At 59.1% G+C, this 12,148-nt stretch carries 11 protein-coding genes; 2 read left to right on the forward strand and 9 right to left on the reverse strand.

All coding sequences use genetic code 11. The features are described from left to right. Window positions 1-12: 12 nt before the first annotated feature. Entirely contained in the window at window positions 13-1,182 is a 1,170-nt protein-coding gene (locus tag ABNX08_RS38035) for an IS91 family transposase (protein ID WP_022540238.1), read from the forward strand. 522 nt (window positions 1,183-1,704) lie between these two features. Continuing rightward, the gene (locus ABNX08_RS38040) at window positions 1,705-2,796 is read left to right on the forward strand and encodes an IS630 family transposase (RefSeq protein WP_022540255.1); all 1,092 of its coding nucleotides are present in this window, start codon (window positions 1,705-1,707) and stop codon (window positions 2,794-2,796) included. Between the two features lie 169 nt (window positions 2,797-2,965). Here the strand turns inward: ABNX08_RS38040 and ABNX08_RS38045 are convergent, their stop codons facing one another. From ABNX08_RS38045 to ABNX08_RS38085, 9 genes are all read right to left on the reverse strand, one after another. Next, entirely contained in the window at window positions 2,966-3,568 is a 603-nt protein-coding gene (locus ABNX08_RS38045) for a GntR family transcriptional regulator (RefSeq protein WP_367576173.1), read from the reverse strand. Between the two features lie 19 nt (window positions 3,569-3,587). Continuing rightward, window positions 3,588-5,195: an L-glutamate gamma-semialdehyde dehydrogenase gene (pruA, locus tag ABNX08_RS38050; RefSeq protein ID WP_349607656.1), complete on the reverse strand. Its 1,608-nt coding sequence runs from the start codon at window positions 5,193-5,195 to the stop codon at window positions 3,588-3,590. A gap of 115 nt (window positions 5,196-5,310) precedes the next feature. Then, window positions 5,311-6,357 carry a branched-chain amino acid ABC transporter permease gene (locus tag ABNX08_RS38055; RefSeq protein WP_022540257.1) on the reverse strand — a complete coding sequence of 349 codons (1,047 nt, stop codon included), beginning with the start codon at window positions 6,355-6,357 and terminating at the stop codon, window positions 5,311-5,313. Continuing rightward, a complete protein-coding gene (locus tag ABNX08_RS38060) occupies window positions 6,357-7,244 on the reverse strand; it encodes a branched-chain amino acid ABC transporter permease (RefSeq protein WP_022540258.1) in 888 nt (295 codons plus the stop codon). The genes ABNX08_RS38055 and ABNX08_RS38060 overlap by 1 nt, the downstream gene beginning before the upstream one ends. 28 nt (window positions 7,245-7,272) lie before the next feature. After that, window positions 7,273-8,019, reverse strand: a complete 747-nt coding sequence (locus ABNX08_RS38065) for an ABC transporter ATP-binding protein (RefSeq protein ID WP_022540259.1) — start codon at window positions 8,017-8,019, stop codon at window positions 7,273-7,275. A gap of 1 nt (window position 8,020) precedes the next feature. Beyond that, entirely contained in the window at window positions 8,021-8,791 is a 771-nt protein-coding gene (locus ABNX08_RS38070) for an ABC transporter ATP-binding protein (RefSeq protein ID WP_022540260.1), read from the reverse strand. 81 nt (window positions 8,792-8,872) lie between these two features. Continuing rightward, complete coding sequence (locus tag ABNX08_RS38075; protein ID WP_022540261.1) at window positions 8,873-9,535, reverse strand: pyridoxamine 5'-phosphate oxidase family protein; 663 nt, start codon at window positions 9,533-9,535, stop codon at window positions 8,873-8,875. 10 nt (window positions 9,536-9,545) lie between these two features. After that, the gene (locus tag ABNX08_RS38080; RefSeq protein WP_022540262.1) at window positions 9,546-10,637 is read right to left on the reverse strand and encodes an Ldh family oxidoreductase; all 1,092 of its coding nucleotides are present in this window, start codon (window positions 10,635-10,637) and stop codon (window positions 9,546-9,548) included. Between the two features lie 48 nt (window positions 10,638-10,685). Continuing rightward, window positions 10,686-11,858, reverse strand: a complete 1,173-nt coding sequence (locus ABNX08_RS38085) for an ABC transporter substrate-binding protein (protein ID WP_374063821.1) — start codon at window positions 11,856-11,858, stop codon at window positions 10,686-10,688. Window positions 11,859-12,148 lie beyond the last annotated feature (290 nt).

Raw genomic sequence — 12,148 nt, forward strand, 5'->3', positions numbered from 1 at the left:
ACCGAGCTCATTGTGCTCGAGGTCGCGGATATCTTCCGCCTCCACGGGCCGGCCTGGCGACAGACTGCACACCTGAGCCTGAGTCAGTTGCAAGTCATGTCGGCCATTGAACGGTGTCGCACCGCGGCACTGGGTGGGCATGTGCTGCGCTGCTCCGGCTGCGCCAAGCTTGAGGTTGCCTACAATTCCTGCCGCAACCGCCATTGCCCCAAGTGTCAGGCCAATGCTGCCCGGCGCTGGCTCGACGCACGCAGCGACGACCTCCTCCCCATTGAGTACTACCACGTCGTATTCACGCTTCCCGCAAACATCGGCGCCATCGCCTGGTACAACAAGGCGGTGATCTACGGACTGTTGTTCGATGTCGCCGCCGACACCCTCCGGACCATCGCCGCCGACCCGAAGCACCTCGGAGCGCAGATCGGCGCCACCCTGGTGCTGCACACCTGGGGATCGGCACTCACGCATCATCCACATGTACACGGCATCGTCCCCGGCGGCGGCCTCTCACCGGATGGCGAACGCTGGGTGGCCTGCCGCCCGGGCTTCTTCCTGCCAGTCCGCGTGCTCTCCCGCCTGTTCCGGCGGCGCTTCCTTGAGGCACTCCAGACAGCACACGCGATGGGGCAACTGCAGTTCTTTGGCGAGTTCAGTTCGCTCACCGACCCGGACGCGTTCGCGCAGTGGTTGGCGCCACTACGCGTCACCGAATGGGTCGTCTACGCCAAGCGACCATTCGCTGGACCGGAAGCGGTACTGGCCTACCTGTCACGCTACACCCACCGTGTGGCGATCTCCAACACACGCCTGGTCTCGCTCGATGAACGTGGCGTGACCTTCCGCTGGAAGGACTACCGCGCCAAGGGACGCACGCGCTATAAGACCATGACGCTGGATGTCGGAGAGTTCATGCGGCGCTTCCTGCTGCACGTGCTACCGGGCGGCTTCCATCGCATCCGCCACTACGGTCTGCTTGCCAACCCCGTGCGCCGCGCGAATCTGATCAAGGCACGCGAGCTATTGAACGCCGTGCCGACGGTGACCGCTCCGCCTGACGACACCGATGTCGCTACACGTCCGTCCTTCCTTTGCCGGCACTGTGGCGCACCGATGCTCATCATCGAGGTCATCCCGCGCAGTCCCTGTATCCGCGGACCGCCACCGCAGCGAGCCCTCGCATGAGCCCGCACGTCCCACATCTCCCACTCAACCGACGGCGCTCCGGAATCCGGCGCCGCAAGCGGACAGTTGCGCTCGCCGACTTGCTCGACCATGTTGCATGCTCAGCCTATCCACACAATCCTGATCTACCCCGACCGTCGCGCCATGACAGGAGCCGACTGATGCCCTGCCTCGCCCTTCCAGCCACAGCGCTACGGATCGGCCGAACCCATCAATCGCCATAGCCCGCATCACCGGCATCGCCGGACTCCGCGGTTTCCTCCCTTGAGGTTTGTTCAACGCCTGCCCTCATGCGCCTGGAGTTCTGCAGCCAAGGGCAGGCATCAAACAAACCTAAACAGGAGCGGACGCTCGAGACGATCCTATTGAACGGCAGGACTTGGGGTTAGAAGCGACGCGGACATCTTTGCCTACGTTCGCGGCCAGAGGGTATACGAGCCTACCAGGCTAGTGTCCTGTTCCGTTGTTAACCGATCTATGTTTGCGTAGGATGTTGGTATCAACGGAACGGGAGATACCAGCATGCCAATGGGCCGACCGAAGGTAGAACTGGTGTTGAGCCAAGACGAACAGTCGCAACTTGCTTCGATGGCGCGTTCGCGCGCTATCCCGGCTGCGCTGGTGACGCGCGCGCGCATCGTCTTGGCGGCGGCTACAGGCGAGCCCAACAGCGAGATCGCCAAACGGCTGCAGCTCACGCGTGCCACTGTGGGCAAATGGCGCGCTCGGTTCCTTGAACGGCGCATCAATGGCCTGTACGACGAATTGCGCCCGGGCAAGCCGCGCACAATCGACGACGAGCGCGTGGCGGAACTCATCAAGACGACGCTGCATACGAAGCCTGCTGACGGGTCGACACACTGGAGTGTGCGGGCGGTGGCGGCCGAGACATCTATTTCGCCTACCAGCGTGCACCGCTATTTCAAGCTGTTGGGGCTGCAGCCGCATCGTAGCGAGACCTTCAAGCTGTCCACCGACGCGTTCTTCATCGAGAAGCTGCGCGACGTGGTGGGTCTGTACCTGAACCCGCCCGAGAACGCGTTGGTGCTGTGCGTGGATGAGAAGAGCCAGTGCCAGGCACTGGAGCGCACTCAGCCGATGCTGCCCATGGGCCTGGGCTATGTCGAGGGTGTCACCCACGACTACGTCCGTCACGGCACAACGACTCTGTTTGCCGCGCTGAACGTACTCAACGGTGCGGTGCTGGCCGAGTGCAAGCCGCGTCATCGGCACCAAGAGTTCCTCGCCTTCTTGCGTTCGATCGACAAGGCCGTTCCAGCCGAACTCGATGTGCATTGCATCGTGGATAACTACAGCAGCCATAAGCACCCCAAGGTCAAGGCGTGGCTGGCAGCCCGTCCGCGCTGGCACATGCATTTCATCCCCACCTACAGTTCCTGGTTGAATCAGGTCGAGCGCTTTTTCTCGATCATCACCGGCAAGGCCATCCGTCGTGGCTCGTTCACCTCGGTCAAGGAGCTCGTGCAAAAAATCGATCGCTTCGTCGCTCACTACAACCAGAATTGCAAGCCATTCAACTGGACGGCCACCGCGGATTCGATTCTCGCCAAGCTAAATAGACTTTGTGAACGAATCAGCGGAACAGGACACTAGCTGCGACGATACTAGCGCGCAAATGTGCGAATCTGCATTTTGCGTTTTAGTCGCTCGTGGCTGCATACCGCGCGACGGAATATGCGGCATTGCTGTCCGCCATCTGCAATAAGAGCGGATGTTGGAAGTCGCGACCTGTGGCTACCGCAGTGCTACGCAACGCTACATACTAGGGCGATAGCCCATCAAGTTGTTCCAAGTATTTTCGCAAGGCCGACACAGCATCTGCGGGTCGACGCGAACGACAATGCGCCACAATCGCTCCCAACATAAGAAGCGGAATACCGTGCAGACGATGGGAGGGTGGCGTCGAACCTCTTATCGCGTCATTCAGAACCATCACCATGGCTCGATTGGGATGCGTTGAAATGAAGGCTAGTTGCAAGGCCACCTCCAACTCAGTGCATCGGGCCGGTTCCATCGTCGAATTTGCCAAGCTGCACAGCAGTTCGAACAGCGCCTCGATTCCATCCAGATCGGCCGGTGACATCAAAGGCACCGCCGACCCTAGCGCACGGCACTGAAGCACCCTACGCAACTCAATCCAATCGCGGCGCAACGTCTCGTCGGGTCCCACAACGGTCGCACCACGGTAGCGCTCTTGGCGAACCAGTCCTTCCGCCGCTAGCAGCAGTAACGCCTCGCGGACTGGCATCCGGCTCGACTGAAACCGCTTCGAAAGCGCATCCTGTCGCAGCACTGTTCCGATCGGCAACTGCCCGGTCCGTATGTCTTCTCTCAACCGAGCTACGATTTCTGAACAGCGCTGCATACTGCGGGCGATTGGAAGATCAGTCCATGTGCGGGTAGCGATAGCCCGCTGCAGGTACCCAGGTTTCCTTGATCGTCCTCGGCGACGTCCAACGCTGCAGGTTCAATACCGAGCCTGCCTTATCATTGGTTCCACTGCGGCGCCCTCCCCCGAACGGCTGCTGCCCCACAACTGCGCCCGTCGGCTTGTCATTGAAGTAGAAATTTCCTGCGCTGAACCGAAGGTGCTGGCTAGCCTCCTCCATTGCCTGCCGGTCATTAGCAAGGACCGCACCGGTAAGAGCATAAGGACTCGTACTATCCACAGTCGCCAGAATCTCCTTCCACGCGTTGTCCGGGTAGACCATCACCGAAAGCACTGGACCGAAGATTTCTTCACGCATTGTGACCGCCTGCGGATCCTTGACTTCGATAACAGTTGGCGTGACGAAATAGCCGTAACTATCGTCGCACGTACCCCCGGCCAGGATGTTCTCGCCCGCCGAGCGAGCATTTTTGATATAGCCTGAAATTCGTTCGAAAGCTTTCTTGTCGATGACAGCACCGATGAAGTTCTCCAGATCTTCAACATCACCCATACGCACGGTCGCCAAGTCGTCGAGCAGTCGAGCTCTAACCCGCGGCCAAAGGGAGGCGGGAATATATGCGCGCGACGCGGCACTGCACTTCTGGCCTTGATATTCAAAGGCGCCCCGAAGGAGTGCGACGGCTACCGTCTCCGGATCGGCAGACGCATGCGCAAGCACAAAGTCTTTCCCACCGGTTTCCCCCACGAGTCGAGGATAGCCACGGTAGTCCGGCAGTCGTCGGGCGACTTGTTGCCACAGGGAATCAAACACCTCCGTAGAGCCAGTGAAGTGCAACCCCGCAAAGTCCGGCGAGGCCAAAACCGCCTCCGATACAGTCGCTGCTGATCCGGGTACGAAATTGATGACCCCAGGAGGCAGACCTGCAGCCTCAAGCAGTTCCAGAAACAAGTAGTTGCTCAGTGAAGCCGTGAACGCCGGCTTCCATACGACGGTGTTGCCGAGCAGTGCTGGCGCCGTGGGCAAATTTCCCGCGATCGCAGTGAAGTTAAAAGGCGTCACTGCGTAAACAAAGCCCTCTAGCGGCCGATAGTCCATGGCATTGCGCATGCCCGGGCCGGAAATCGGTTGCTGCTGCAGCATGTCACGCGCGAACGAAACGTTGAACCGCAGGAAGTCGATCAGTTCACATGCCGAATCAACTTCGGCTTGAAATACCGTCTTGCTCTGGCCCAGCATCGTTGCGGCATTGAGCCTTTGTCGCCAAGGTCCAGCGAGCATGTCTGCCGCACGCAAGAAAACCGCAGCACGCGCCTGAAAAGGCATCGCGGCCCAGTCACGCTGCGCACAAACAGCGGCGGAGATCGCCTGGCTTACTTCCTCGGCACCGGCTTGACTGACCGAAGCGATCTGGCGCCGGTGATCATGGGGTGCATGCAGTGACTGCTTGCGGCGACCGTTATACCGCTTCCCGCTGATGACAAGCGGGATGTCTTCAACCACACCGCTGCGCTCCTGGAGGGCAGCGATAATAGCTGCACGCTCGCGGGAGGAAGGGCTATAACTGAGAACGGGTTCGTTCTGTGGAAGGTCGTACGTCATAAAGATTCCTGTTTGGATGGACAGAATTGTGATGCGGCTACTTGGGTTTCTAGTCTCGACTTAATCGACTCAGTATCGATCTAGTTCAACGGATGTAAGTGGCAGGCGAACGTGATCACTTGGCTGATCTGAACAGTCGCGCCGCCATTCCGACCAGTCCTTGCCGAAAAGTCAGAACACATACGATGAAGATCAGGCCAGTAACCATGGGCACAGATTCACCCAGCGTCTCAAACCACGTAAAACCCGTCGAACTGGCCAGGAACGCGCCGACATCCCCCAACTTGTTTTCGATCGCAACGATCACGACAGCACCGACAATTGGACCGGTTAGGGTCCCGAGTCCCCCCACGAGCGTCATCAGAATGACCGCCCCCGACATAGTCCAATGCACGTCCGTAAGGGTTGCGAAACCCAGTACCAGGGCCTTAAGTGTTCCCGCAAGTGCAGATAGACCCGCTGAGATCACAAATGCAATGAGCTTGAATCTGTCGGTGTCATAGCCAAGGGAAATTGCCCGCGGCTCGTTCTCCTTGATCGCTCGCAGAACTTGACCGAAAGGCGAATGCACGGTTCGAACGACTAAAGCGAATGCCGCCACAAGTATCGCGATAGCAAAGTAGTAGAGCGCCAAATCGCTGTCGAGGGAGAATGTGCCAAATAGTTTTCCTCGCGGGATACCTTGCAAGCCGTCCTCTCCTCCGGTAAACGGCGCCTGGAGAAAGATGAAGTACAGCATTTGAGCCAGAGCGAGCGTGATCATCGCAAAGTAGATGCCTTGTCTACGAATCGCCAGCGATCCCACCACATAGCCTAGTGTCGCCCCTGCTGCCGCCCCCAGTAAAAGGCCGAGCTCCGGCGGTAGGCCCCACGCCTTCATTGCATAACCGGCCACGTATCCGGCTCCACCAAAGAATGCTGCATGTCCGAATGACAGCAGCCCCGTGAACCCGATCAGCAAGTTAAACGCACAGGCGAACAATGCGAAGCAAAGAACCTTCAGCACCAGTACTGGATATGCGCCGTAAAAAGGTGCCAAGGTCAACGCCGCAAGCACAACGACACATGCGATGGCCCGTCCCTTCCACTGAGATTGCTCAGGCTCCGCTGATCCCGCCGAAGAATGCCTTACCTCGATCACTTGTCCTGTAGGTTCATTCATTATTTGTCTCTCCCAAACAGTCCGGCAGGACGAAGTAGCAATACGATTACCATGATGAAAAAGACGACGGTGGAAGACGCTTGGGGGTAAAACACCTTTGTTAGACCTTCGATGACACCGAGCGCCAGACCAGTGACGATCGACCCCATAATCGACCCCATGCCGCCAATCACAACCACTGCGAACACGACGATGATCAGGTTCTGCCCCATCAGCGGCGACACCTGGATCACCGGGGCGGCTAGCACGCCTGCAAATGCGGCCAGCGCCACGCCGAAGCCATAGGTCAGCGTGACCATCAGCGGCACATTGACGCCAAAGGCTTCCACGATCTTGGGGTTCTCGGTGCCCGCGCGCAGGTAGGCGCCGAGCTTGGTCTTCTCGATCGTGAACCACGTGGCAACGCAGACCACGACCGAAGCCCCGACCACCCAGGCACGGTAATTCGGCAACACCATGAAGCCGAGGTCCGTGGCGCCTTGCAGCGCGTCGGGCGGCGAGTAGGGCAGGCCGGAGACGCCGTAGGTGGAGCGCATCACGCCTTCGAACACCAGCGTGATGCCCAACGTCAGCAGCAGGCCGTAGATGTGGTCGAGCTTGTAGATGAAGCGCAGCATCGACTTTTCGATGGCCACGCCGATCACTGCCACCACGAGCGGCGACAGCACCAGCATGACCCAGTAGCTTAGGCCAGCGTATTCCATGCCGGCCCACGCCAGCACGGCACCGAGCATAAACAGCGCGCCGTGCGCGAAGTTGATCACGTTGAGCAGGCCGAAGATCACGGCCAAGCCCAGGCTTAGCATCGCGTAGAACGCACCGTTGACGAGCCCCAGCAGCAACTGGGACAGCAGCGCGGGCAGGGGGATTCCAATATCGAAGTTCATGTGAAGCGGGTTCCCTCGTTGTGCCGGCTCATACGCCAAGCAGTTCGTTCAGCACCGGCATCTTGGCCTGCAGCTCGGCGGCGGCAAAGCGCTCGACGATGGCGCCGTGCTCCATCACGTAGAAGCGGTCGGCCAGCGGCGCGGCAAAGCGGAAGTTCTGCTCCACCATCACCACGGTGTAGCCCTTCTTCTTCAGCATCAGGATCATGCGCGCCAGCGCCTGTACGATCACCGGTGCCAGGCCCTCGGATATCTCATCGAGTAGCAGCAGGTTCGCGCCGGTGCGCAGGATTCGGCCAACGGCCAGCATCTGCTGTTCGCCGCCCGACAGCCGCGTACCCTGGCTTTGCTTGCGTTCCCGCAGGTTCGGGAACATGTCGTAGATCTCGGCCTCGCTCATGCCCGGCGTGTCGCCACCCTTGGCGCCCTTCAGCACCGGCGGGAGCAGCAAGTTTTCCTCGCACGACAGGCTGGAGAAGATCGCCCGCTCTTCGGGGCAGTAGCCGATGCCGTAGTGCGCGATCTTGTGCGTCGGCAGGCCGATGGTCTCGTTGCCGTTGATCCTGATCGATCCCTTCCGCGTGCCGGTCAGGCCCATGATCGCGCGCATGGTGGTAGTGCGCCCGGCGCCATTGCGGCCCAGCAGCGTGACCACTTCACCACGGTTCACGGTCAGGTCCACGCCATGGAGGATGTGCGATTCCCCGTACCAGGCGTGCAGGTCCTTGATTTCGAGTGCAGGGACGTTGGATGCGGTGGATGCGTTTGCGCTCATCTCAGTGCGCTCCCTGCAGCTCGGCGTCGGCGGTGCCCATGTAGGCTTCCATCACGCGCGGGTCCTTCGACACTTCGGAGTACGGGCCTTCGGCCAGGATGGCGCCGCGCTGCAGCACCGTGATTTTGTCGGCGATCGACGACACCACGTTCATGTTGTGCTCGACCATGAGGATCGTGCGGCCGGCAGCCACCTTCTTGATCAATTGCGTCACGCGGTCCACATCCTCGTGGCCCATGCCCTGCGTGGGTTCGTCCAGCAGCATCAGCTCGGGCTTCATCGCCAATGTCGTGGCAATTTCTAGAGCTCGCTTTCGACCATAAGATAGATTTACTGTCGCGGTTTCAGCGAACTCCGCGAGCCCCACTTCTTCGAGTAGTTCAATCGCTCGACGATCTAGTACCTTCAGCGTCTTCTCGCTTCGCCAAAAGTGATAGGACGTGCCAAGCTTTCGCTGTAGTGCAATGCGCACGTTCTCGAGCACGCTCATGTGCGGAAAAACCGCAGAGATCTGAAACGATCGGATGATTCCTCGTCGGGCAATCTGAGCCGGCTTGTCCCTTGTAATATCCACACCATCAAAGAGAATGGTGCCTGCCGATGGCTCGAGGAACTTCGTGAGCAAGTTGAAACAAGTCGACTTGCCTGCGCCGTTCGGCCCGATCAAGGCATGAATGCTTCCCTTCCGGACGCATAGATTCACGCCATCAACCGCGCAAAAGCCATTGAAGCGCTTTGTCAGCCCCTCAACCTCCAAAACATTCGACGACATTGACGTACCTGATATGTTTTCTGGCCCTCCAGCTTCTGGCGGCCATGACGGCAGAGCCGCGTTCGCGACCCTGCTACCTGCTTATCGCTGCTTACGGGACGGGCCGAGATAGTTTCGGGCGTAGTCGGGGGTTGTGATGCCGGGCTTTAACCGCGCATCGTCTTGAACATCCCCTGGCACGATACTTAGGGGAATCACGCCTGCCCAAGCGTCAAGTTCGTAGTCGGACTCGACATCCTTCACCCCGATATCGCGGACTTTGGCGGAAACCTCCTCGAGAGGAAACTTCAGGACCAAGGTTGCGCCTATCTCGCTATCCTTGTGCTGACGCACGCGGTGCCCAGGCAGAACATCGTCGATGACGGCGTAGAGCAACTTGGCCTTCTCCGCCGGATCGTCAACGACGACTCCCTTGCCGAAGATCACCACCGATCTGTAATCGACGCTGCATCCGAAACCGGACCGTCCAGCGACGATGCCGTCGACATGGGTAATGGAGATGCATGCGGGCACACCTTGGGCGAGCGTTGTCAACATGCGATTCTGAGGACTACCGTGCAGGTAGACGTTCTCATCCACACGAAGAATCGTGGTTGGAATGATTCGTGGTGCACCGTCCGCTACGAAGGCGACGTGGCACACCAACGCTTCATCAATGATCGCGTGCACGAGTTCTCGATCATATTGCCCGCGCTCCGGACGCCGGTGGATGCGGGTATTTTCGGTTACCTGATAATCTGACACGGCGATTACCTCAGGCTTCGGCCTTGTGCGGGCCTTTGATCAGGTCATCACCTTCATAGGCATTCCGCTTGCCCGAGTATTGGCCTGTGCTGTACTCCAGGAGTTGCTCATACAGCGCGGTCGGCACAGTCACACCCTCAACGGCGGTGCGCTTGCGCGCCTCATATCGGCGGTCGGAAGGCAAGCGTGTACCCTTTTGCTCAAGGATCTTGGTAAACAGGCGTTCACTATGCGCGAGCTGAGCGGCACGGTCGCCGTTTTGAAGGCAGCGAACCGGGTCGATGGCAATGATAAGTTCGCCGCCACAAGGCGCGCCGGTGTTTGCCACGTCCTTCTCCCCGGCTTCAAAGCTGAGCAGGTCACCAACAAGCGGACCTGCTAGCAGCTCGACCATCATGGCGATCGCTGCACCCTTGACGCCCCCGAATGGCAACTGGGCGCCGGCGAGCGCAGTTGCGGGATCGGTCGTCGGTTGTCCGTCCGGACCAACCGCCCAGCCTTCCTCCAACTGCCGACCGTCACGCAGCCGCACCTGAATCTCGCCGCGAGCGCTCGCGCTCGAAGCCTGGTCGAAAACCACCGGCGGGTGATTTGCGCGCGGCCAAGAGAAGGCCATTGGATTTGTGCCATAGAGCGGCTTGGTGCCGCCTGCAGGCGCGACGTACGGACTGGCGGCAACAAAGGCGAACCCCACGAGTCCCTTGTCTGCGAGTCGCTCTACCTCCGGCCAGAGTGCGGACACACTCAACGCGTTGTTGATTGCCACGGCAGCAATGCCGGTCTCTTTGGCCAGCTCTGCGAGGGGCGCGTCGGCAACTTCCAGTGCAAGCGGGGAGAAGCCATAGTGCGCGTCGACTTTGATCACCGCCGGCGCCAGCCGGGATACCGTCGGTTCGGCATCGCCCGACGCTTGGCCTGCGCGAAATGCATTGACGTAGAACGGGATGCGGAACAGTCCATGATGACGGCATTCATCGCGTTCCGCCGCGGTCACGGTATTGGCGATAGCCGTCGCATGGCGTTCATTGAAGCCTTGCGCCAGAAGCAGACGTTTTGCAAGCGCGTGGACTTCTTCAAGCTTCAACTGGATATCGTAGTGCACAACTGTTCTCCTGGATCGGATAGGTGGAAAGAAGTTCTGGTGTCTCGATTACTTGCGCACGAGAGGACATGCGCTATCCGAGAGAGGCTGGAATGCCTCCTTGGCGGGCACCGTTTCGATGACCTTGTAGTAATCCCACGGGGCGTTAGATTCGGTGGGCTTCTTGACTTCAACGAGGTACATGTCGTGCATCACCTGGCCGTCTTGACGGATCCAGCCGTTGTCGGTGTACATGTCCTTAATGGGAATTTCGCGCATCTTCGCGGCGACCGCTGCTGCGTCGTCCGATTTCGCTGCTTCGATAGCCTTGAGGTAATGACGCACTGCGGAGTAGACGCCTGCCTGCGTCATGGTCGGCATCGACTTGCGGCGCTCGAAGAATTTGCGCGACCACGCACGGGTCGCGTCATTGCGATCCCAGTAAAAGGCCGTCAGAAACTGAAGACCCTGTGCACTCTTCAGCCCCATACTGTTCACATCAGTGATGAAGACGGCGGGCGCAGCCAAGGACTGTTTGCGCGTGATGCCGAATTCAGCGGCTTGCTTCACAGTGGAGGCCATGTCGCTGCCTGCGCTCGCAGAGACCACCACCTTGGCCCCCGAGTTCTGCGCTTGAATAAGGTAGGAACTCAGGTCGGGCGAATTGAGAGGGAATTTCACCTCCCCCAGAACCTTGCCTCCAGCGTCCGTAACTGTTTTGCGGATGTCTGCCGCAAACGCATGGCCGAAAGCGTAGTCGACGGTCATCAGGTACCAACTGTCATATCCTCGCTTGGTGAGCAGCTTCGCGAGGCCGTGTCCATTGCTGTACGAGTTGTAGACCCACTGAGTCGAGTATGGGGAACATGCCTTGCCGGTGAATTCGCTGGAAGCCGCAGCAACGAGCGTGATCTTCTTACGCTCGGCGGCAAGTCCCTGCACGGCCAGGCCGACACTGGAGTTGGAGAAGTCGGCAATCGCGTCTACGCCGTCGCGGTCAAACCACTGGCGTGCTTTCGTCGCACCAACGTCAGCTTTGTTCTGATGGTCCCCAACGACGAGTTCAACCTTACTTCCAGCAACCTTCCCCCCAAACTCCTCGATTGCAAGCCGTGCCGCTTCAACGGAGCCCTTACCAGCCAAGTCGGAATACGGGCCGGATTGGTCATTGAGAATGCCGATCTTGACCACGCCATCGGAAATCTGTGCATGTGCACTGAACGAAACCAACGCTACGGGCATAGTTGCCAGGAGATTGCGTGCTAAGAGCTTTACGGCCTGCTGGATTCTCGACATGATGGGTTCCTTGAACGTGGGCAAGTGCAAATTGCGTGTGGTGCAAATCTTATTGCATCGTACACACTATTGCCTGCTACGAAATGTTTTTTCGCATGAGACAACATTGCGCGGGGATGTGTTGTCAAAGTGGACGATCAAAGAAAAGCTGTATGACGAAATTTCTGGCCACATTGGCTACAATTCTGAGGCGGACTCGCCTTCATTCTTCGAATTTTCGGCAGAAGTGAGCGGGC

This window comes from Cupriavidus sp. DF5525 (genome assembly GCF_040149425.2).
Classification (GTDB): Bacteria; Pseudomonadota; Gammaproteobacteria; order Burkholderiales; family Burkholderiaceae; genus Cupriavidus; species Cupriavidus pickettii_A.